The organism is Sphingobacterium sp. JB170, from assembly GCF_900163865.1.
GTDB lineage: Bacteria > Bacteroidota > Bacteroidia > Sphingobacteriales > Sphingobacteriaceae > Sphingobacterium.
This window is the reverse complement of sequence record NZ_FUKU01000013.1, coordinates 270,504-292,266: the sequence shown is the minus strand read 5'-3', so window position 1 is coordinate 292,266 and position 21,763 is coordinate 270,504. Positions and strand designations below refer to the sequence as shown.

The window sequence follows — 21,763 nt, the reverse complement described above, 5'->3', positions numbered from 1 at the left end:
CTCGTTATCACATCAAATAATTAAATTTGCCCGGTTAGTGCCAATTTGTCGGTATTTCTGAATTGGAGTCATTATTGCACAACCGGTAACACGGAGATAAAAATATATTATGTTAAAATTTTTAAGTAAGCTTTTTGGCAGTAAGTCGGAAAGGGATATCAAAACAATTCAACCGTTAGTAGAGAAGATAAAAGAAGAATATGAGAAGCTTTCATCTTTATCGAATGATGAACTTCGGGGTAAAACCATCAGTTTTAAAGAACGAATTAAAGAATACCTTTCAGAGATCGATACCGAGATAACCGACCTTAAAGAGCAGGCCGATGGTGCGGGTGTGGAAATGTCAACAAAGACGGAGCTCTATGAGCGCGTGGATAAACTTACTAAAGATCGTGATAAAAAAATAGAAGAAATCCTTGCCGAGCTTTTACCAGAAGCATTCGCGGTAGTAAAAGATACAGCGCGAAGACTTTCAGAAAATAAGGAGCTCGAGGTAACTGCTACGGACTTCGACCGGGAGATTGCCTCGCGTAAAGCGAACGTTACCATTAATGGCGATAAAGCGCTTTGGAGCAACACGTGGCTGGCCGCTGGAACCGAAGTAACCTGGAACATGGTACACTACGATGTACAGCTTGTCGGAGGTATTGTACTGCATCAAGGTAAGATTGCCGAGATGTCGACTGGGGAAGGAAAAACACTCGTTGGAACCTTACCAACTTACCTTAATGCGCTAACCGGGCAGGGCGTTCATATTGTAACGGTGAACGACTACTTGGCACGTCGTGACTCGGAGTGGAACGGTCCTCTTTTTGAGTTTCATGGATTGAGTGTTGATTGTATCGACAAACACCAGCCGAACTCCGCACAGCGCCGAACGGCTTACCTAGCGGATGTCGTCTACGGAACGAACAACGAATTTGGTTTTGATTACCTTCGCGATAACATGACCCAGACGCCTGAGGCCATGGTTCAACGCAAGCTGCATTACGCAATGATTGATGAGGTTGACTCGGTACTGATTGATGATGCACGTACTCCGCTAATTATCTCCGGGCCAATTCCACGTGGTGATCAACACGAATTCTATCAATTAAAACCACGTATAGAACGATTAGTCAACGCCCAAAAAGCATATATAAACACCGTATTTAATGAAGCTAAGAAAGCAATAAATGCGGGTGATAATGACGTAGAGAAAGGCCTTAAGGCGTTATTACGTGCTTACCGTGGTCTTCCTAAAAACAAGGCACTTATTAAGTTCTTGTCTGAGGGCAACCACAGACAGCTGCTCCAGAAGGTAGAAAACTACTATATGGCAGAGCAAAATCGTAATATGCCTAAGGTGGATGCCGAGCTGTTCTTTGTTATTGATGAAAAAAACAATCAGGTAGAGCTTACCGACAAGGGGATTGAGCTTATCACCGCTTCGGGTGAAGATGCTAGCTTCTTCATTATGCCTGACGTAGGTTCTGAAATTGCCGACATCGAAAATTCCGATGACCCGATTGAAGATAAAGCGCAGAAGAAGGAAGATTTACTCCGCGATTATGCGATTAAATCCGAACGTATCCACTCGATCAATCAGCTGTTGAAAGCATATACGTTGTTTGAAAATGACGACCAATATATTGTTGACGAGGGTAAGGTAAAGATTGTCGATGAGCAGACAGGCCGTATTATGGATGGCCGCCGTTACTCGGACGGTTTGCACCAAGCGATTGAGGCGAAAGAAAATGTGAAAGTTGAAGATGCGACGCAAACTTATGCGACGATCACTTTGCAGAATTATTTCCGGATGTATCATAAACTGTCCGGGATGACGGGTACTGCGTCCACCGAGGCGGGAGAGCTTTGGGAAATTTATAAGCTAGACGTTGTTGATATCCCGACGAACAGACCGATACAGCGTGATGACCGCCAGGATTTCATCTATCGTACGGCTAGAGAGAAATACAACGCCGTTGCTGGGGAGATAGCGACACTTACCGAAGCGGGAAGACCGGTGCTTGTGGGTACAACTTCGGTAGAGATTTCCGAACTTCTGAGTCGGATGTTGAAGCTTCGCGGTATAAAACATAATGTATTAAATGCTAAGCTTCACCAGAAAGAAGCGGACATCGTTGCTGAGGCCGGCCGCCCAGGACAGGTAACTATTGCAACGAACATGGCTGGTCGTGGTACGGATATTAAGCTCTCACCAGAGGTTATTGCGTCAGGCGGTCTTGCAATTATTGGCACGGAGCGTCACGAATCTCGCCGGGTAGATAGACAGCTGCGCGGTCGTGCGGGGCGTCAGGGAGATCCAGGATCGTCGCAATTCTTCGTGTCTCTAGAAGACAACTTAATGCGTTTGTTCGCTTCCGAGCGTATCTCAAACATCATGGTGAAGATGGGTGTGGAAGAGGGCGAAGTGATGCAGCACAGCATGCTTACTAAGTCTATCGAGCGCGCACAACGTAAAGTAGAGGAAAACAACTTCGGTATTCGTAAGCGTTTATTGGAATACGATGACGTGATGAACTCCCAGCGTACGGTAATTTATTCAAAACGTAAGAACGCTTTGTTCGGCGAGCGTTTAGATGTAGACTTGAACAACAGCATCTATGATGTGGTTGAGGACATTGTATTAGAGTCAAAAGATTCGGGAAGCTATGAGGAGTTTCAAATTGAAATCATCCGAATTTTTACGCTAAACCCAGAGATCACTAAAGAAGAGTTTACGAGTACTTCCGCGATCAACTTAACGGACAAATTATTCGATCAAGTCATTAAAGCATATCATGCTAAAGCCGAGCATATTGCAAGTCAGACGCTACCTGTATTAACGAACGTATTAGCCGAACGTGGAGAGACGATCGAAAATGTAGTGGTACCTTTCTCGGACGGAATTCGTGGCATACAAGTTGCGACAAATCTTCAAAAAGCGGTTGAAACCAATGGTAAAGAGGTGTTTCGTTCGTTTGAGAAGGGCATTGTACTTGCGCTTATCGACGATGCCTGGAAAGAGCATCTTCGTGAAATGGATGATTTGAAACAATCCGTACAGAATGCTGTTTATGAACAAAAGGACCCGATTATTATTTATAAAATGGAAGCTTACGACTTATTTAAAAATATGTTAGCTTCTATGAATAAGGACGTGGTCAGCTTCTTGTTTAAAGGGGATATTCCAGGCCAGCAGCAACCGCAACAAGTGCAGGCAGCACGTCCGGCACCGATACAACCGGCCCAGGTGAAGGCTAGCAAAGCGGAAATCGCATCTCCGACAGGAGTGACCGAGGAAGATAAAGATACACGTGAGCAGCAAGTAACCCAACCCATTCGCAAAGAGCAGACAGTAGGTCGCAACGACGATTGTCCTTGTGGATCGGGCTTGAAATACAAAAACTGTCACGGAAAAAATAGTTAGTAAAAACTAGGTACGATGTTAAAAAAAGGACTGATACTTGGCGCTTTTCTGCTTGTAATAGGGCAGTTAAGCTACGCACAAACAGGATTGATTGATATTCGCAAGGATTCATTGATTAATCTTCTGCAGGAATTCAGGGCGGAAAGTGGTATCAACCCGACGAGTGCACGCTTGATGAGCCTGGGCTCCAAAGTAATTGACAAGAAGAATGCTACGCGAGTGAAAAAAAGAGGCTTTCGTGTGCAGATCTTTTCAGGAAGTGATAGGAACGACGCTTATGCAACGCAATCAAAGTTTCAAAGCTCCTATAAAGATATTAGCAGCTATGTTAGTTACAATGAACCCAATTATCGGGTGAAGGTCGGCGACTTCCGTAGTCGCAATGACGCCAATAGTCTGATGAAAGTATTACGTTCACAGTATAGTAACGTTTTCGTTTTCGTGGAGGACATTTGGGTTTACGAATAACCAATACTCATGCTAAAAGATAAAATCCAGCAGCTGGCTAAAGCCTACTTTAATGATACCGTGGAGATACGTCGACACCTGCATCAGCATCCGGAATTATCATTTGAAGAATTTCAGACGGCGGCTTACGTAAAGGAGAAATTAGATGATCTTGGAATACCCTATCAAGCGATGGCTGGCACCGGTATTGTTGCGCTTATTCAAGGACAACTACCTGGCGAGAAGGTGTTGGCTTTAAGAGCCGATATGGATGCCCTACCTATTCAGGAGATCGATGGAAGAAGCTATGGTTCGCGCAATGCAGGTGTGATGCACGCCTGCGGCCACGACGTGCATACTTCCTCGCTGCTCGGTGCTGCACGGATTCTACAAGCATTACGCATGGATTTTGGAGGGACGATAAAGCTTATCTTTCAGCCGGGCGAAGAGCGGCTTCCGGGAGGAGCTTCGTTGATGATCAAAGAAGGGGTGTTAGAAAACCCGGCACCAGAGGGGATCATCGGCCAGCATGTAATGCCTTTTATTGAATCGGGTAAAGTAGGTTTTCGTGCTGGGAAATATATGGCATCATGCGATGAGCTATTTATGACTATTAGGGGCAAAGGCGGCCACGGCGCACACCCCCACCAAAATATCGACCCTATTGCTATTACTGCACAAATTATTACGGCCCTGCAGCAGATTGTGAGTCGCAATGCAGACCCGCGCACCCCCACGGTGCTTTCTTGGGGAAAGATAATCGGCAATGGCGCGACAAATGTTATTCCAGATCAAGTAAACTTGGAAGGGACCTTCCGCACCTTTGATGAGTCGTGGCGCGCACGTGCGCATACGCTTATGGTAGATATGGCAGAGGGTATCGCGAGAGCTATGGGTGCAGCCTGCGACTTTGAAGTACGTAAAGGTTATCCTTTTTTAGTGAATGAAGCGAAGATTACAGAAGCATCGCGCGAGTTTGCCGTAGAATACCTGGGAGAAGAAAATGTAGAGGAACTTGACGTTTGGCCAGCCGCAGAAGACTTTTCTTATTATTCCCAAGCAACTAATGCTTGTTTTTACCGCTTAGGAACGGGGAACAAAGCGCTCGGCATTAATTCGGCGGTCCACACGCCTACTTTTGATATCGACGAGGATGCGCTGCTCACGAGTATTGGCCTGATGGCCTTTATCACCCTGCGCCAGCTTGGCGTACAGTAGCTCCCTGTGGGTGCGCTGGAATTACGATCACTTGCATTCCCAAACAATAACTTCAATAACTTATGTCTTCTCATCATATCGTACGTGAAAATCAAGAACCAGCACTTATTGTGGATTCGGTCGAGGATCTCTCGGATGAGTATATTGGGCAGTTGTTGGAGTGGTGCCCGACTGTTTTTGTAAGCGAAACGACTCTCAGTTATTTCCTGCTTAGGGATATTAAGGCGGACTTTTTAGTTCAAACCGGTAGCTCGCTGCAGCATGCCCAGCAGGACATGAAGGTCATCCCGCAAAAATTAGGCGTGATTAAAGATTCTTTAGACTATTTGTGTAGCCATAACTATGGCGCCGTAAATATCATTACACCAATGTTGCCTGATCATCTGGAGGCATATTGCCAAAGGATAAATATGGTGTTTTTCACAAATCAGCGCAGGTACATCCAGGCGTTTGATCGCTATGAAAAGTGGGCGGTGAAGGGTGTTAAGATTTATGTCGATATGGGCTCGGTCGCCTCTATTCAAGGACTTCGTGTTATTCGGCAAGACGTGCTGGAGACGACACAGGAAGGTTTTTATTCGATCACTCCTGCCCCAGGGGTATGCGTTAAAATTGGCGAGGAGATATGAAAATCTTGATAAAAAAAGGGGGGACCGGCGATATAGCGCTAATTGAAGATCTAGCTAGACGGAGCTGGCCAGTGAGCTATGGAGATATTTTGAGTGAAAAGCAAATCGTTTTTATGCTCGAGGATATCTATTCTTCCGCGGCGCTCGCCCGAGCAATGAATCAGGGACAGGTATTTTATATTTTATTCAGTGATGGGCTTGCGGTAGGCTTTATGGCTTTAATAACCGTGCAGGGAGTGTTACGGATCGAGAAGCTATATCTTTTGCCGCAAGTGCAGGGGCAGGGACTGGGTAAGCGACTGATTGACTACGCCGAATCGGTCTGCCAGAATTACGGACTTGCAGCCTTAGAGCTTAATGTTAACCGAAGGAACAAAGCGTACAGTTTTTACTTAAAACAAGGTTTCCGGGTTCTTTACGAAGTGGATATTCCCTACCACGGCTTTGTGCTCGATGATTATGTGATGCGAAAAGATTTGCATTAATATCTTTTCGCACGGAACTTTTCTTTAACGCGGTGCACGCCGCCGATTATTCTTTTAATTTTTCTACTCTTGTTGGCGTTTGCGCGCCGGAGATAATTCCGGTAACACCTTTAGCGATCGCCTTAATGCTTGAGGTTATATTCTTGATGTCGAGCGTACTGATTTCGTCTTTGACGGTATGGTAATATTCATCCTTATCTATTTGCGAGGTGGAAAAGGTGTGCGCGGGTACCCCTAGTGCGGCAAGCACGGCATTATCACTTCGGTAAAACAAGTTTTGCTGTGGATAGGGATCGGGATGAAATTTAAAGGGGGTTCCAGCGAGATTTTCTTGCATTAAACTGGCGAGGTTTGATGCTTGATACCCGGTAACGTAGAGGGAGTTGGGCCCGAATTTGGAATCTTTACCGATCATCTCAATATTTATCATCGCTACAACTTTATCCGCGTCGATGTTGGTTGAAAAGTATTTAGAGCCGAACATCCCGATTTCTTCGCCCGTGAAAGCCACGAAGATAAGCGTACGCTCGTTGATGTCCTGCTGCTTAAAATATTTTGCGAGGCTGATCATTGCCGTCGTCCCCGAGGCATCATCATCAGCGCCGTTTGCGATGGAATCTTGACCCTGCGAATCGAGGATACCTATATGGTCGTAATGGGCAGAGAACACCACATATTCATTGGCCTTGGATTTGCCGGGTATGACACAAGCAACGTTAAATAGCGGGAAATTGGTGACCATATTCTTAGCTTCAATCTTAAAGTCATCGGTAGATGCGGGCTTTATTACAAATACCTTGGTTGGCGTGGGCTGATTGCTGTCGGTTTGGGGCAGCACGTTGTCTTTTGGAAACATCTTTTTAAAGCGAGCGAGCATGGGTGCAAAGGAAGGGTCAACCCAGACGATATTGTCTTCGGGACTATTGCGCACAATCTGACGGAAACGCTCGGAGAAATTTTCGCCCTGTTTTATCGCAACTTCTTTTATTGTGGAACTATTATCCCAAGCGATTTCTGAGGCATAGCCCACGATCAAAAAATCCTCGGGAGCGAGCTCACGGTCGCCGATATGAACCGTTTGGAAGGCCTGAGATACTTTCGTTACCTGAAACGATTGACGATAATCGTTTTTATTGTAGGGTTGTAGATCCGCGTCTGAAAATTCTTGAGCGATGAAATCTGCGGCTTTAGCGATATCGGTGCTGAGTGCCGCACGGCCCCGCATTTGGTCGGATGCTAATACGTTGATAATACGTGCTACTTCGTTACTGTCGACAACCTGAGCACCAGCAGGTCGGCTCACCACGAGCAACCCTAAAGCAAGTAGAAAGTTGTAGTATATTCGGTTGTATTCCATTTGTGCAATCTTAAAAAAAGGGTATAGTATTTGACATTCCTACCAGTATTCCCCGCGGGGTTGTATTGGTAAAATCATTATATTTGATAAAAGTAAAGAAAAATGAAGGAAGTTACAGTTCAAGATCTGAAAAACATGATGGATCGCAGCGAAGAGTTTCAGTTAATCGACGTTCGCGAACCGTTCGAATACGAAGTATCGAACCTGAATGGTTTGAACATACCATTAGCGGGTATCGTTATTGAACAAGACAAGGTCAAAAAGGATGTTCCCGTCGTGGTTCAATGTAGAAGTGGTAAGCGTAGCGCGCAAGCTATTATGCTACTCGAGCAGCAAGGGTTCGACAACCTTTCAAATCTGCAAGGCGGTATCCTTGCTTGGAAAGAAGATATCGATCCGGAGATGGATGTTTATTAATTTAAACGCTACATTTGCTATAGCAAGCTATTTTAGGGACGTGTCTGAAACGTTACTGTAGCTGATATTGAGAGACTCCGTCTTGTTTTAGCTGGGGAGTCTCTCAAAACAAGCGTTTAATTCATTTTGATATTGCCAGGGAGAATAGAATAAATCTATTAGTTTTTCCTTTCCACCTTCCGTATGCGCTGTGTCTCAGCCTCGCAAAACCAAATCATTTTATGACCACTTGGCGCCGTTGTGGGGTGGTTTCGTATGCAGTTTGCTTATAGTGCGTAAACGATCCGGTTTAAAAATCTATATCATTTAGCTTCAAATTGTTAGCAAAAGGTTGAATTCGTTGAGCAGTTTTAAACAATTAAGGGCCATAAACGTTATTCTCTTAAATGTTTTTGACAGCGCATTTTCGCTATATAAACGTCCGAATAATGTTTAATTTTGATCAGAATTAAAACCAATTTTAAACGTGTAAACCAAGTCCCTATGGCTACAGAAAATGCAGAAAACAACAGTTTTTTTTTAAGTGTTCAACGAAACTTTGAAAAAGCAGCCCGCCACACAATTTTTGATAGAGGAATTTTAGATCAAATTAAGGCTTGTAATTCTATTTTGCGGATTAAATTTCCTGTTAAAATCGGAGAGGATGTCGAAGTAATCGAGGCTTATCGTGTGCAACATTCCCACCATAAACTGCCTTGTAAAGGAGGTATCCGTTTTAGTATGGAGGTCGATCAAGAGGAGGTGATGGCTCTTGCCGCGTTAATGACCTACAAGTGTGCTATCGTCAATGTCCCTTTTGGTGGCGGTAAAGGAGGTATTAAAATTGACACCAAGAAATATACGGTATTTGAGCTCGAGAAAATTACGCGCCGCTACACCAGTGAGCTTTGTAAGAAGAATTTTATCGGCCCGGGTATCGATGTACCTGCCCCCGACTACGGTACCAGCGCCCGGGAGATGAGCTGGATTGTTGATACCTACTCTTCTCTTTTTCCCAACGATATTAACGCGCAGGCGTGTGTGACGGGAAAACCTATTTCCCAAGGGGGCGTTCGCGGACGCACCGAAGCAACAGGGCTTGGTGTCTTCTTTGGGGTACGTGAGGCGTGCTCTTTTAAGGAGGATATGGAGAAGATTGGTCTTACTGCAGGCATTAGCGGCAAGCGCATCATTGTTCAAGGGTTGGGGAATGTCGGTTACCATACGGCGAAATATTTCCAGGATGCCGGAGCGACGCTTGTCGGGCTGATAGAGTTTGATGGTGCAATATACGATGAGAATGGATTGGATGTAGATGCGGTACAAGCCCACCGCAAAGCAACAGGAAGTATATTAAACTATGCCGGCGCGGTGAGTATGTCCGACCCCGCCCAAGGGCTGGAGAAGCCTTGCGATATTTTGATCCCTGCGGCACTTGAGAGCGTCATCGACAAAAACAATGCGGAGCGTATCCAGGCGAGAATTATTGGGGAGGCGGCGAACGGCCCGCTCACCTCGGAGGCCGATGAGATTCTGCAGAGCAAGGGTGTAATGGTGATTCCGGATATCTATCTGAATGCGGGCGGCGTTACGGTTTCTTATTTTGAGTGGCTCAAGAGCCTTAGTCACGTGCGTTACGGCCGATTGGAGAAGCGTTTTAGTGAAAACATGTATAAAGAACTTATCGATATCATTGAGTCGACGACAGAAAAACAGGTGTCCAAGCTCGAGCGTAAGATGATCTTACGGGGCCCCGACGAGATCGATTTGGTCCATTCGGGACTCGAAGATACAATGATTGGCGCCTATCGGGAGATACGTGATATCTATATGGCTGAACCAGGCGTAGAGGACCTACGTACGGCGGCATTCATTTGTGCGATCAATAAAATTGGGGTTGCCTATCAAGAGCTTGGTATTTTTCCTTAGGGGAGGCTCAACAGGTAATCACATTGCTAATTGCTCACTCCTAGGATAAAAGATAATCCGTACTTTTGTGCTATGAGAAACTTACAAAATGAAACTACGCAAGCATTTTATTTCAGTTTGGGGTTTTATATTTTGTCGTTTGTACTTAAGTTTTTGCAAGTTTCCTTTGCTGATGTAGTAGTCAGTATTGCGCTGCTATTGTCGCTCCTTTGGGTTGTGCTTGTATTGCGAGAGGTTATGATTTCTACGCGTATAAGCAATGTGCAGCGTCTTGCTTTATTAATTTTTATCATCTTGGGGAACATCCTGGCGGGGATTGTTTATTTCTCCTTTCTACGACGTTATGTTTTAGGGACCTCAATTAAACAGTAATAATGACAAAATATTTTATTCTAAACATTGTTTTAAACTTTGCACTAGCTTTTGTTGTATATAGCGGTGTTGTTTCCTATCAACTGGGAAACCAAACTGTATTATTTATTGCTATTGCACTTTTGGTGGTATTGGTATACCTGAAAGTCGTGATGCTAAAAATAGTAAAGAAGAATGCGAGCAACAATAAGCCCGAAAGCAATAAACCGGTGAAGAAAGGAAAAAGGTAATACTTTCAATGTGCCCAGCAAAACAGGCCTGTATTTTTTACGATACAGGCCTGTTTTGCGTATTTAGTTTCTATTCGGAAATATTCTACCGTTTATTTTAAAAAAGGCGGCTTTTTCACTACTGCTTTCACCGGTTGGTTGCGGATGGAGATAAATATTTCGGTTCCTTCTTTCGAGAAAGCACTTTCTAGGTAACCTAGACCAATAGATTTTTTTAACGATGGGGACTGTGTTCCGGATGTTACGCGGCCAATAGTGTTTCCTTGCGCGTCAACGATCGGATAGTCGTGACGTGGAATACCGCGGTCTATCATCTGGAAGCCAACTAATTTTTGCGTCACGCCCTGCTCTTTTTCCGCTTTTAGATTTTCGGAATTCACAAAGTCTTTGGTGAATTTGGTGACCCATCCTAGTCCCGCCTCTAGCGGGGAGGTGTTATCGTCTATGTCGTTTCCATATAGGCAGAAGCCCATTTCTAGACGGAGTGTATCGCGTGCACCCAGCCCGATTGGCTTGATGCCATAACTAGCGCCCGCTTGGAAGATAGCGTCCCATACTTTTTTAGCGTCATTGTTTGCGACGTAAATTTCAAAGCCGCCGGCTCCAGTGTACCCGGTGGCCGAGATCAAGACATTATCCACGCCTGCGAAAGTTCCCTTTTTGAAAGTATAGTATTCCATCGGAGCGAGCTCTATGTCTGTTAAAGACTGCAAAGCTTCAGCAGCTTTCGGTCCTTGAACGGCGAATAATGACGTTTCATCGGAGATGTTTTTCATTTCCACGCCATACTCGTTGTACTTGCTTATCCAGTTCCAGTCTTTTTCAATATTGGAGGCGTTGACAACCAAGAAATATGTTGTCTTGTCTATTCGGTAAATAAGAAAGTCATCGATAACGCCGCCCGTTTCATTGGGGATGTATGCATATTGTACTTTCCCGTCGTATAGCTTAGATGCATCGTTCGAGGAAACTTTTTGGAGAAGTTCTAGCGCTTTTTCGCCTTTAAGAATAAACTCACCCATATGGCTAACATCAAAGACACCAACGGCTGTGCGAACAGTTTCGTGTTCATCGTTAATTCCTGAATATTGTACGGGCATGTTGAATCCGGCAAAGGGTACCATTTTCGCGCCGAGAGTCGCATGATGCTCAGAGAGCGCAGTGTTTTTAATCATAGCAATGTGATAAGATCAATTTTTTCAAAAATACGCAAAATTCAAACGATTAGCGACCTTCTGATTGTGATATTTTCAATTTGCGCAATCGGTTTACTCGTTGTTTTTCTAGGGTGGAGCGCACCTATTAACAAGTTTTGTTTTCTGTGATAGCGTGTGCATCACCGCTGGCATCGCTTAAGCCCAAGATACCCAATACGCGGTTAAATTCTTGTTGTAAGGGCGCATGAATGTGTATAGCCGCCTCGGTTAGGGGGTGCTTAAAGGCGATAGTCTTAGCGTGCAGAAGCATGGTGTCCATGTGGAAGCGCTCTTTCCAGAGCTTATTTTGTTTGTTGCAGCCATGGGGTCTATCGGCTAGTATCGGATGAAGTATATGCGCCATATGCCGGCGAAGCTGGTGCATTCTTCCAGTTATAGGTTTGAGCTCGACGAGCGAATACCGGGATGTAGCATGCTGACCAAAAGGAAGGTCTATTTCCGAGCGGGCGAGTGTGCGGTAATGAGTGAGCGCATCTTGCATGGTGCCGTTCTCTTTGCGCAAGGGGTAGTCGATTGTTCCGGTGTCCTGGGTATACCCACGAACGATGGCCCAGTAGGTTTTATCGATCTGTTTATTTGCAAAAAGCTGCTGCAAGCTGCTGTCCATTTCTTTGTTGCGCGAGAACAGTAGCAAGCCGCCCGTCTTGCGGTCGATGCGGTGCGCGGGGTGTACGGTTTGCTGCAGTTGGTCTCGTAATAGCTGCAGGGCACACTCTGAGGTGTCCGCGGCGATGGCAGAGCGGTGTACTAACAGGCCATGCGGCTTGTTTATTGCGACGATGTAATCATCTTGGTAAAGGATCTCTAACATTCGTTTAGCCCTCTTTAATCATCTGCACAATCTCGGCTGCTTTCTCATCGATCTTTGGGCTTAGAAATATCGTTTTGAAGGCGCCACCACCGATCACGGTTTCTTTGCGTTGCCAGCTGATTTTTGTAACCGAAAACAAATAATAGTTTTCTACCTTCACGTGCTGCTCTATGAATTGCTGGACCAGCGTGTTGCCAAAAAGGTGCATGCCGAAATCGACCAAGTCCTTGTCTGCATCTCCGGTTTGCTGTTTAAGAAGTTCAGTTACCTTTGCTTTTACCGCGTCGTGATGCTCCTGGGATGAGGGGTTGGTAAATACCGCGATCAAGATGAAGGCGATTACACAGATGGCGAAAATTCTTGTTTTACTCATATTGGGGGCAAAAATACGAATTTACAATTAGAAGAGGGTAACGATCCATGCTCCGAGCAACCAAAGCAGGTATATCAGTAGGAAGGTCGTCAGCAAGATGAGAATGAATAGGCCTACAAAAAGGCGCTTGGCACCTCCCTGATGCTTTCCCTGGTAATAGTACTCTTTGAGGATTTTGATATTTTTGGCGTTGGCTTTTTTGAAAAAGTCGAAGACATTTCCTAGAAAAGGAATGCTCCCTAAAAAGGCATCCCAGAGCACGTTAATGAGCATCTTACTCGCGGCATTTGGACTTACGCCATTACGGTACATCACCAGCACCAGCAATAGGGCGCTACCGAGTGATATGGCCTGCCCGGCCAGGGGGATGAAATTTAGCAAGGGGTCGAGTCCGAAGCGGAAGGACCCTATGCTAAATTGATTGTCTAATAATGTTGCAAATCGTTCTACCCACCGAAAGTCGCGATCGCGCTGTAGATCCGTTTGACCGGGTATTTTTGGAGGGCGGTGACTGTCCATTATTTCAATTCGTATATCGCGTCGATGTTACACGTAAGTTTAATTGGGCGCACGCTGATGTCTAAACTCTCTTCGACCGAATCCTGCATGGATACGGATGCTTTAGCCATGTATGCGCGCGGCTGTGGAGCCATGTCATTCCAGCTAAAGTTTGTGTTGTCATTTATAGCAAGTACTTTTCCTACGCTGTCGCCCGTAGCCGAAGCGATGATTTCTGCATTTGCATGAGCATCTTGAATAGCGGCAATTTTCAGCTCTTTTTCAATCGCTTTCTTCTGGCTATGGTCATAACCATTTACCGAAGTGCTTTGAATCCCTTTGGCATCCACTTTGTCAAGCATCTGGTTCAGCCCGTTTAGGTTTGTTACCTTTAGGCGGTACTGTTTCGCTTGCAGGAGCTCCGGGTTATCTTTCTTTTTCTTGGGGTTGCTGTTATAGCTATATACGTTCTGGATCGTGAAATCTTCTTCTTTTACGCCGTTAGCGATTGCGGCCGTATAAAGCTGTTTTTCCAAGGTCTCTATGGAAACCTTTTTTTTGCTGTTTCCGTCGGGAAGATATTCTCGTAAAGAGATCGATAAATACAAGATGTCCGGGGTAACCTCGCGCTCGGCGGTACCTCTGGTAGAGACTCTTCGGCTATTTTCGAAGTTGTTTGATTGTGCACTGGCAAGTGTTACCATACAGACAGTTAGCATGAGACCAATTAGTTTTTTCATAGTGTTAATGCGTTAATGTTTAGTATTACAAAGTTATTACTGGATTGTTTGACAGTGCGAGGCTAAAATCGTTTAATTTTTTCCTGAAATATAAAAAAACATTGAAAAATAATTTATACCTTTAATGTTAGTACAAATAATTATTAAAATGCAAGAAGGCGTAGTAAAATTCTTTAATGAAACCAAAGGATTCGGTTTCATCGTTCCAAATTCAGGCGAGAGCGAAATTTTCGTTCACGTTTCAGGGTTAATTGACAAAGTTCGTGAGAACGATCACGTATCTTACGAAGTAGAACAGGGCCGTAAAGGCCTAAATGCGGTAAATGTAAAGCTTATCTAATAGTAGATTCAGATATATTTATTGTGAAAAAGCCAGGCCGACGCCTGGCTTTTTTGCATAGCGCGAATCCTTAATCGGGGCCGTTCGTTGGGGTAGGTGGGAAGTTGGTGAGAGTATTCTCGTCGTTGCCACCCCTGCCCTTTGGATCCGGACCGTATTCATTCGGTCCACGGTCACCGTCGATAAGCATGAGGTAAAGAAAATACAGGTTCACAAATGGTATGAACAGAAATACAATATACCAAGTTGGTTTTCCTGTGTCGTGCAGGCGGCGCACGCCGACGGCCAGTACGGGTATTAGCAAGGCTAGCGAGACCAGTCCTGAAAGAGCGGTGATTAATCCCCCCAAACTGCTGCTGATAATTCCTAGTATCCAGCCCACGAGTGCTAGAGCGATGGATAACAACCACACGCATAAAACAAATGTCCAGTATTCTTTTCTGCGGGCACGCCCCTCAAAATTTGCGTAATTTTCTTTAACATTGTTGATAAACCAGTCCATAAGTAAGATTATTAAGTCGTTAGTTAGCTATTGATTTTTACAACTAAAGATAGCAATAAATCACTAAAAGTGAGGGGTTAATGGAAAATTTCTTCCAAAACGTACATGGAATTCACGGTGCCGAAGTTTTCGGTGTGTAGTTTGTAAAAATCGAGAATCTTTTCTAGTAGGTATTTACGGTCGGTTTTACTAATCTTCACGCTGCTGGGTTCGGCAAAGCTGGACGTGAGGAACGCATAGAAAAGTGAGGTGTGCGGTTCTTGAAGAACGTGGCTATGCGCAGGAAGACTATTGCCGAATACGCCATCCATTAAGTCGAAATAGGGGTGGTGTTGGTGGCTGGGCTGCAGCGGTAAGAAACCGAGAAAGCGCGATAGCTTGACTAGAAAGACGATGTGAAAGTTTGCCAGGATCGTTTCCGATGCGTCCAGCCACAATATAGCTTGCTGCACGAAATTAAACAGGTGGGGATCGCCCGATTGCTCGCGTAGTACTTTGTAGAGGATTTCGTTGATGAATATGGCGAGCGAGCTTTTTTGAATATTTATTGGAATGTCGCGCAAAACGGGCGTTTGATGAACTTCCTTGACGCGGTTTAGGCCGCCGGATGCCTTGTGGTAGACCACCATATCCAAGGGGTGTAGGGGCTGGAAAAGGTTTGCTGATATTTTAGCTCTGCTTTTTTTTGCGCCATTTATCAGGTAGGCCTGCATGCCGAAGGCCTCGGTATATACGTGGGCGACGATGCTGCTCTCCGAGTAGTTCGTTGTTTTTAAGGCAATTCCATTTGTTTTATGCAGCATTTGGACTTTAATTACGACCAAAGATACAAAAGCGCAAGGCTTTCGCCTAAAAGACATGAATGTGAATTGTTGAAAACTATTTCATGGATCCGGGGGCGTGCGGGGGCTGAAAAAGTGTATTTTTGCTGGACTAAGCCTCGTTGTTCCTAAAAAAGAAAAATTATTCTTCTGCCTTCTTGCATATCACAAAAGAAATATGGATATTTGCAAACTCTTTGTGAAAAGAGACAAAACGAACAGATAACATTAAAATTCAAATATCATGTCAAGAATTTGTGATTTAACAGGCAAGGCGGCATTAACAGGAAATAACGTTTCGCACTCAAACGTTAAAACTAAGCGTAAATTTTACCCGAATTTACAGACGAAACGTTTTTACATTCCAGAAGAAGATCGTTGGATTACTTTAAAAGTATCAACATCCGCAATCAAGACTATTAACAAGAACGGTATTACAGCTGTAATCAATAAATTTATCCAAAACGGATCTATTTAGTAATATCGCCTGTTATCAAAATATTCATGAAATCTAATCTCTCGAGATTATAATAAAGTAAAACAATGGCTAAAAAAGGAAATAGAGTACAAGTAATCCTAGAATGTACTGAGCACAAGGAAAGTGGTCTTCCGGGCATGTCTCGTTATATCACAACAAAGAACAAAAAGAACACTACAGAGCGTTTAGAGTTAAAGAAATTTAACCCGGTTCTTAGAAAAGTTACTGTTCATAAAGAAATTAAGTAATTAACCACTCGGGTGTTTAACTCGAATTAAAATACAAGATAATGGCAAAGAAATCAGTTGCGTCCTTACAAAAAGGTGGTGGTAAAGAATTTACAAAAGTTGTTCTTACTGCAAAGTCAGCGAAAACAGGAGCTTATACTTTCAAAGAAATCATGGTACACAACGACAAAGTTAAAGAAGTTGTTGCGGAAATGGGTAAATAAGCGGGGTAAGAAATTTCCCTTTTTAGAGTTTTCCTTTAAAAAGTTTAAAGCCGTTTTGGTACTCGCCGAAAGGGCTTTTTTAGTATAGCTGATTTTGAGTATATTTGCCCGGTTGTAAATCAAAACATTTCCACACGCAGAATACACTATGGGATTATTCGATTTTTTTAAGAAAAAGCAAGAAACACCTGAGGCTCAAGAGGCACTCGAGAAGGGTTTAGAAAAAACCAAAGAAGGTTTTCTTTCGAAAATTACAAAAGCTGTTGTCGGAAAATCGACTATCGATGACGAGGTGCTCGATAATCTCGAGGAAGTTTTGGTAATGTCTGATGTGGGGGTCACCACAACATTGAAAATTGTTGAACGTATTCAGGAGCGTGCTGCCCGTGACAAGTACTTAGGGACGGATGATTTAAATCGGCTGTTGAAGGAAGAAATCCAGGAGCTGCTCGCTGAGAATAACAGTTCGGATTTCGAGAATTTTGAATATGGCAATCATAAGCCTTATGTCATCATGGTGGTTGGCGTGAACGGCGTCGGAAAGACGACGACTATAGGAAAGCTCGCTCACCAACTCAAACAAGCCGGTAATAAGGTTGTCTTGGGTGCTGCCGACACATTTCGTGCCGCAGCGGTTGAACAGCTACAACTTTGGGGTGAGCGCGTCGGGGTAAGAGTCGTCTCTCAAGCAATGGGTTCGGATCCGGCTTCAGTAGCCTACGATACGGTAAAATCAGCGGTCGCCAATGGCGACGATGTCGCGATCATCGATACGGCCGGAAGGCTCCACAATAAGGTGGGTTTAATGAATGAGCTGACCAAGATAAAGAACGTCATGCAGAAGGTTATTCCCGATGCGCCGCACGAGATCTTACTTGTTTTGGATGCTTCAACCGGCCAAAATGCAATCGAGCAGGCGACGCAGTTTACCCAAGCGACAGATGTGAATGCTTTGGCGCTGACCAAGCTTGACGGTACAGCAAAAGGTGGAGTGGTGATTGGTATTTCCGATCAGTTTAAAATTCCTGTTAAATATATTGGGGTGGGTGAAAAAATTGAAGATCTACAGCTTTTTAACAAAAAAGAGTTCGTAGATAGTCTGTTTAATTAGTGTGCTCTGTTAGGGTGTGTGTGATAGAAAGAGCTCGGACCACCGCTAGGAGATTAAAAATAATAGTTCCATGCTGCTTAGCCGGTATTGCCGCCGAGTAGTTGTCTTGGGAATTATTAAAGAAAAAATAATAATGAAAACAAAATACGCAAAGGCCGCCAGTCCGGTAAGCAAACCCCGGGTAAACGTCGTTACGCTGGGCTGTTCAAAGAATATACACGATTCGGAAGTACTGATGGGGCAACTCAAAGGGAACCAAATGGATGTTGTGCATGAAGCGTCAAATATTACCGCGGATGATATTATTGTAATTAATACCTGTGGTTTTATCGATAATGCTAAGCAAGAGTCAATTGATACAATTTTACAATATTCGGCACTTAAAGAACAGGGCAAGATCAATAAGCTTATTGTTACGGGCTGCCTTTCGGAGCGTTATAAGCCTGAGCTTACCCAGGAGATACCAGCTGTCGATGCGTTTTTTGGAACGAACGATCTTCCGGATCTTCTTTCCTCAATTGGCGCGGACTATCGCCATGAGCTACTGGGCGAAAGGTTGCTAAGCACACCATCGCACTTTTCTTACTTCAAAATTGCCGAAGGTTGTAATCGTCCATGCTCGTTTTGCGCTATTCCTATTATGCGTGGAAAACATGTATCCAAATCGATCGAGGACTTGGTGAAGGAAGCTAAATTTTTAGCGGCGGGTGGCACGAAAGAACTTATTCTTATCGCGCAGGACTTAACCTATTACGGGCTTGATATTTACGGTAAAAGAAACCTTTCGGACCTGATGCGTCACTTATCCGACGTGGACGGCATTGAGTGGATCCGCCTGCAGTATGCATACCCATCGGGCTTCCCAATGGATATTCTGGATGCCATGAATGAGCGTTCGAATATTTGCAATTACCTAGACATGCCTTTACAGCATATTAGTGATCCTATGCTCAAATCGATGCGCCGCGGTACGACCAAGCAAAAGCAGTTGGATCTAGTAAGTGAGATCCGTGATAAAGTGCCTAATATTGCGTTGCGGACTACTTTAATCTGTGGCTACCCAGGGGAAACTGAACAAGATTTTAATGAAATGCTCGAATGGGTGGAAGATACCCGTTTTGATCGTTTGGGTTGTTTCACGTATTCACATGAAGAGAAAACACATGCCCATAGCTTGCAAGATGACGTTCCAGAAGAGGTAAAGGAATCGCGCGTGGAACAAATCATGGAAGTGCAGCAAGGGATCTCTTACGAGATTAATCAGACGAAGATTGGCAACACCTATAAAGTGCTTGTCGACCGGGTGGACGGTGATTATTTCATCGGTCGTACCGAATATGATTCACCCGAGGTGGATAATGAAGTTGTCTTGGACGCGAAGAAGGATTATGCACGTATTGGTGACTTCGTTCAGGTGAAAGTTGATCGGGCGGAAGATTTTGATCTTTACGGAAGCATCGTAACGGCCAAAGGTTAAACTCCCGCGGACAAAAAGATATTTAATAGCTCCGTTTCCGCTTTGCAGTGGATTCGGAGCTTTTTTATCCTGGACCCATTTGAATTGCGAAAGATCGATGTAGTGTCATTATATTATTAAAATTCAAAAGGCTGCCGGCTGTTCATTGAAATTTCCGTAATTTGAGCGGATATTTTCTTCCGGTAAAGCAATGTCTAGTTTAACCGGTAAATACGAAAATTGTACCAACGAATGGGTGACCGAATTTTATTTTAGATGAAAGCAACATATATTGATTATAGCGACACAGGAAGCTTTTCAAAAACCTTGTTAGCCTATTTGGCGAATGATGAGAGTCTTAAATCGTTTTATAATCGTCCTGCCGAGCTGGCGAGTTTCGCTGCCCAGATGGAAGATAAAAAAGACTTTGTGCATCGTGTCCTGTTGCGGGATCAGCTCACCGAGCAGTACGGTGACATGTTGAAGGCTTCTCCTGTGGTTGCAAAAAACATCGAGCTCCTTGCTAATGAAAGTACCTTTACAGTTACCACCGGCCACCAGCTGAATATTTTCACCGGTCCGCTGTATTTTATCTTTAAGATCATCACGGCTGTGCGGCTGGCTAAAGATCTCAAGGAGGCCTATCCCGAGAAAGATTTTGTGCCGGTTTACTGGATGGCGAGTGAAGATCATGACTTTGCAGAAATCAACCATACACGCGTATTCGGAAAGAGAATTGTCTGGGATACCCCAGCGGTGTCCGGCACGGGTCGAATGTCGACGGACGATATCACCGATGCAGTCAAGCAGTATTGCGGCACCTTTGGTCTAGGGCCCAATGCGCAGAAGCTAGAGGCGATCGTCGAGCGAGCATATTGTTCGGGGAAAAACCTTGCTGAGGCCACCCGGAGCTTGGTAAACACCCTTTTTAAATCCCAAGGGCTCGTTATTATCGATGCGGACCGCGAGGCGCTTAAGAAACCGTTTATCCCTATTGTAAAAGCCGATGTGCTGGAGCAGAAAAGCGTTCAGGTCATTCAAGATACGTCAGATACACTGACCAAATTGGGCTTTAAAACCCAGGTTCATGCGCGCGATATTAATTTCTTCTACCTCACCGACACCTTTCGCGAGCGTATTGTCTCTTTGGATGACGGCCGCTATGAGGTGCTTCACCAAGATATTTACTTCACACGCGATGAGCTCGAGGCGCTTATCGATCAACATCCGGAAAGGTTTAGCCCGAACGTTGTTATGCGGCCGGTGTACCAAGAGGTTATTCTACCGAATTTAGCATATATTGGCGGCGGTGCGGAGATTGTTTACTGGCTTCAACTGAAGGCAAATTTTGACCAGTATGGCGTACCGTTTCCAATTCTTGTGCCACGTAACTCCGCTATTATTACTGATGATAAGGTGGTTGGTAAAATATTCCGTTTGGACCTGACGCTCAAGACGATTTTCCGTCCGCTGGATACGCTCAAGGACGATTATGTACGCCGGCAGACAAGCCATAGACTTAACTTGCGCGATGAGATGATGGAGTTCAATTCCATCTTTGCTAAGCTTAATTTGCGCGCGCACAAGATCGATCCCACGCTGGGCCCAAGTACCGAGGCGGTCAAGGCTCGTTTGAAGAAGGCTATAAACAATTTGGAAAAAAAACTCCTTAGGGCAGATAAGCGGAATTACGCCGAAGCGTTGATTCAGATCGAGCGGTTGAAGGATCATCTGTTCCCCGGCGGCGGATTGCAGGAAAGAACGGAAAATTTTGCATCTTTATATGTAAAATATGGCGAGGAGCTGCTCACCGAGCTTGAGTGCCATTTTAACCCGTTAGATTTTAAATTTACAATTCTGTATTAGTGGAAGCAACAGACGTCATATTAGAAGAAACGAACTTTTATCGGTATTATACAGAAAAAGGAGGGCTATCGAAGGAGGATTTTACCAAATTTAGCGCCTATTTTTCTTTTAAGGAAGTTCCGCACAACACGTATTTGCTGCGTGCCGACGAGGTATGTAGCCATTCTTTTTTTGTGGAGAGCGGCCTCTTAGAGTCCTTTTCATTGGACGAGAAGGGAGGCGAGCATATTCTGCAGTTTGCTCCCGAGAATTGGATCGTTTCCGATCGTGCCAGCCTATATTTCGATAAACCTTCGGAATATTATATTAAAGCTATCGAACACTCGCTGATCGTTTTTATTCAGCCCGATTTTCTCATGAAAGCTTCTCAGGCGAACTCCGATTTCTCCTGTTTTTTAGAGAACTCGTTGCAGCGAAATATTTATGTACAGCAAAAACGCATAAGTTCGCTGCTGGCGATGACCGCCAGGGAGCGTTATCTTTCATTTATGGAAACTTACCCCGGGCTTATGCTTAGGGTGCCCCAGTGGATGATTGCTTCCTACTTGGGAATCACTCCGGAAAGCTTAAGCCGTGTGCGCAGGGAGCTTTTAAATGATGACCGTAATGCGCGTAAAAAATAGG

General features: G+C 44.5%; 25 protein-coding genes. 17 read left to right on the top strand and 8 right to left on the bottom strand.

The features are described from left to right. Window positions 1-109: 109 nt before the first annotated feature. The 5 genes from secA (at window position 110) to FM107_RS02620 (ending at window position 6,191) form a co-directional block, all read left to right on the top strand. A complete protein-coding gene (gene secA / locus FM107_RS02640) occupies window positions 110-3,412 on the top strand; it encodes a preprotein translocase subunit SecA (RefSeq protein ID WP_086946957.1) in 3,303 nt (1,100 codons plus the stop codon). A gap of 15 nt (window positions 3,413-3,427) precedes the next feature. Next, window positions 3,428-3,880 (top strand): SPOR domain-containing protein, encoded by a 453-nt coding sequence (locus FM107_RS02635; protein ID WP_086946956.1) that lies wholly within the window; start codon window positions 3,428-3,430, stop codon window positions 3,878-3,880. Window positions 3,881-3,889: 9 nt separating this feature from the next. Continuing rightward, a complete protein-coding gene (locus tag FM107_RS02630; protein WP_086946955.1) occupies window positions 3,890-5,077 on the top strand; it encodes a M20 family metallopeptidase in 1,188 nt (395 codons plus the stop codon). 62 nt (window positions 5,078-5,139) lie between these two features. Beyond that, window positions 5,140-5,706, top strand: coding sequence for a hypothetical protein (locus FM107_RS02625; RefSeq protein WP_086946954.1), 567 nt, complete (start codon window positions 5,140-5,142; stop codon window positions 5,704-5,706). Further along, entirely contained in the window at window positions 5,703-6,191 is a 489-nt protein-coding gene (locus FM107_RS02620) for a GNAT family N-acetyltransferase (protein ID WP_086946953.1), read from the top strand. The genes FM107_RS02625 and FM107_RS02620 overlap by 4 nt, the downstream gene beginning before the upstream one ends. 46 nt (window positions 6,192-6,237) lie before the next feature. Here FM107_RS02620 and FM107_RS02615 read toward each other — a convergent pair whose 3' ends face one another. Next, window positions 6,238-7,548: a M20/M25/M40 family metallo-hydrolase gene (locus FM107_RS02615; protein WP_086946952.1), complete on the bottom strand. Its 1,311-nt coding sequence runs from the start codon at window positions 7,546-7,548 to the stop codon at window positions 6,238-6,240. Between the two features lie 102 nt (window positions 7,549-7,650). On the opposite strand from FM107_RS02615, the gene FM107_RS02610 reads away from it, so the two are divergent. The 4 genes from FM107_RS02610 (at window position 7,651) to FM107_RS02595 (ending at window position 10,475) form a co-directional block, all read left to right on the top strand. Further along, window positions 7,651-7,965, top strand: a complete 315-nt coding sequence (locus tag FM107_RS02610; protein WP_086946951.1) for a rhodanese-like domain-containing protein — start codon at window positions 7,651-7,653, stop codon at window positions 7,963-7,965. 483 nt (window positions 7,966-8,448) lie between these two features. Next, the gene (locus tag FM107_RS02605) at window positions 8,449-9,873 is read left to right on the top strand and encodes a Glu/Leu/Phe/Val dehydrogenase (protein ID WP_086946950.1); all 1,425 of its coding nucleotides are present in this window, start codon (window positions 8,449-8,451) and stop codon (window positions 9,871-9,873) included. A 72-nt stretch (window positions 9,874-9,945) separates the two neighbouring features. Then, window positions 9,946-10,245 carry a hypothetical protein gene (locus tag FM107_RS02600; RefSeq protein ID WP_086946949.1) on the top strand — a complete coding sequence of 100 codons (300 nt, stop codon included), beginning with the start codon at window positions 9,946-9,948 and terminating at the stop codon, window positions 10,243-10,245. A 2-nt stretch (window positions 10,246-10,247) separates the two neighbouring features. Next, window positions 10,248-10,475 (top strand): DUF6358 family protein, encoded by a 228-nt coding sequence (locus tag FM107_RS02595; protein ID WP_086946948.1) that lies wholly within the window; start codon window positions 10,248-10,250, stop codon window positions 10,473-10,475. 92 nt (window positions 10,476-10,567) lie between these two features. Here FM107_RS02595 and gcvT read toward each other — a convergent pair whose 3' ends face one another. The 5 genes from gcvT to FM107_RS02570 form a co-directional block, all read right to left on the bottom strand. Beyond that, window positions 10,568-11,647 carry a glycine cleavage system aminomethyltransferase GcvT gene (gcvT, locus tag FM107_RS02590; protein ID WP_179204394.1) on the bottom strand — a complete coding sequence of 360 codons (1,080 nt, stop codon included), beginning with the start codon at window positions 11,645-11,647 and terminating at the stop codon, window positions 10,568-10,570. Between the two features lie 130 nt (window positions 11,648-11,777). Then, the gene (locus FM107_RS02585) at window positions 11,778-12,503 is read right to left on the bottom strand and encodes a pseudouridine synthase (protein ID WP_086946946.1); all 726 of its coding nucleotides are present in this window, start codon (window positions 12,501-12,503) and stop codon (window positions 11,778-11,780) included. Between the two features lie 4 nt (window positions 12,504-12,507). Continuing rightward, window positions 12,508-12,876, bottom strand: a complete 369-nt coding sequence (locus FM107_RS02580) for a DUF4359 domain-containing protein (RefSeq protein ID WP_086946945.1) — start codon at window positions 12,874-12,876, stop codon at window positions 12,508-12,510. A 27-nt stretch (window positions 12,877-12,903) separates the two neighbouring features. Next, window positions 12,904-13,395: a DUF4112 domain-containing protein gene (locus tag FM107_RS02575; protein ID WP_086946944.1), complete on the bottom strand. Its 492-nt coding sequence runs from the start codon at window positions 13,393-13,395 to the stop codon at window positions 12,904-12,906. Next, entirely contained in the window at window positions 13,395-14,114 is a 720-nt protein-coding gene (locus FM107_RS02570) for an SIMPL domain-containing protein (RefSeq protein ID WP_086946943.1), read from the bottom strand. Before FM107_RS02570 ends, FM107_RS02575 begins: the two co-directional genes overlap by 1 nt. Window positions 14,115-14,262: 148 nt before the next feature. On the opposite strand from FM107_RS02570, the gene FM107_RS02565 reads away from it, so the two are divergent. Then, entirely contained in the window at window positions 14,263-14,454 is a 192-nt protein-coding gene (locus FM107_RS02565; RefSeq protein WP_086947196.1) for a cold-shock protein, read from the top strand. Window positions 14,455-14,524: 70 nt separating this feature from the next. On the opposite strand, the gene FM107_RS02560 is transcribed toward FM107_RS02565, so the two are convergent. Together FM107_RS02560 and recO are read right to left on the bottom strand one after the other, a co-directional pair. Continuing rightward, a complete protein-coding gene (locus FM107_RS02560) occupies window positions 14,525-14,956 on the bottom strand; it encodes a DUF805 domain-containing protein (RefSeq protein WP_086946942.1) in 432 nt (143 codons plus the stop codon). A 77-nt stretch (window positions 14,957-15,033) separates the two neighbouring features. Next, the gene (gene recO / locus FM107_RS02555) at window positions 15,034-15,759 is read right to left on the bottom strand and encodes a DNA repair protein RecO (protein ID WP_086946941.1); all 726 of its coding nucleotides are present in this window, start codon (window positions 15,757-15,759) and stop codon (window positions 15,034-15,036) included. A gap of 262 nt (window positions 15,760-16,021) precedes the next feature. Here recO and rpmB point away from each other — a divergent pair, with 262 nt between their 5' ends. From rpmB to FM107_RS02520, 7 genes are all read left to right on the top strand, one after another. Then, window positions 16,022-16,255: a 50S ribosomal protein L28 gene (rpmB, locus tag FM107_RS02550; protein ID WP_086946940.1), complete on the top strand. Its 234-nt coding sequence runs from the start codon at window positions 16,022-16,024 to the stop codon at window positions 16,253-16,255. A gap of 65 nt (window positions 16,256-16,320) precedes the next feature. After that, window positions 16,321-16,503, top strand: a complete 183-nt coding sequence (gene rpmG, locus FM107_RS02545; protein ID WP_002998409.1) for a 50S ribosomal protein L33 — start codon at window positions 16,321-16,323, stop codon at window positions 16,501-16,503. Window positions 16,504-16,544: 41 nt separating this feature from the next. Continuing rightward, window positions 16,545-16,706 carry a DUF4295 domain-containing protein gene (locus tag FM107_RS02540; protein ID WP_086946939.1) on the top strand — a complete coding sequence of 54 codons (162 nt, stop codon included), beginning with the start codon at window positions 16,545-16,547 and terminating at the stop codon, window positions 16,704-16,706. Between the two features lie 148 nt (window positions 16,707-16,854). Beyond that, window positions 16,855-17,817 carry a signal recognition particle-docking protein FtsY gene (gene ftsY / locus FM107_RS02535; protein ID WP_086946938.1) on the top strand — a complete coding sequence of 321 codons (963 nt, stop codon included), beginning with the start codon at window positions 16,855-16,857 and terminating at the stop codon, window positions 17,815-17,817. A 133-nt stretch (window positions 17,818-17,950) separates the two neighbouring features. After that, complete coding sequence (gene rimO, locus FM107_RS02530) at window positions 17,951-19,294, top strand: 30S ribosomal protein S12 methylthiotransferase RimO (RefSeq protein ID WP_086946937.1); 1,344 nt, start codon at window positions 17,951-17,953, stop codon at window positions 19,292-19,294. Window positions 19,295-19,549: 255 nt separating this feature from the next. Next, the gene (gene bshC, locus FM107_RS02525; protein ID WP_086946936.1) at window positions 19,550-21,139 is read left to right on the top strand and encodes a bacillithiol biosynthesis cysteine-adding enzyme BshC; all 1,590 of its coding nucleotides are present in this window, start codon (window positions 19,550-19,552) and stop codon (window positions 21,137-21,139) included. Further along, on the top strand, window positions 21,139-21,762 hold the full coding sequence (locus FM107_RS02520) for a Crp/Fnr family transcriptional regulator (RefSeq protein WP_179204385.1): 624 nt from the start codon (window positions 21,139-21,141) through the stop codon (window positions 21,760-21,762). Before bshC ends, FM107_RS02520 begins: the two co-directional genes overlap by 1 nt. Window position 21,763: the final 1 nt, after the last annotated feature.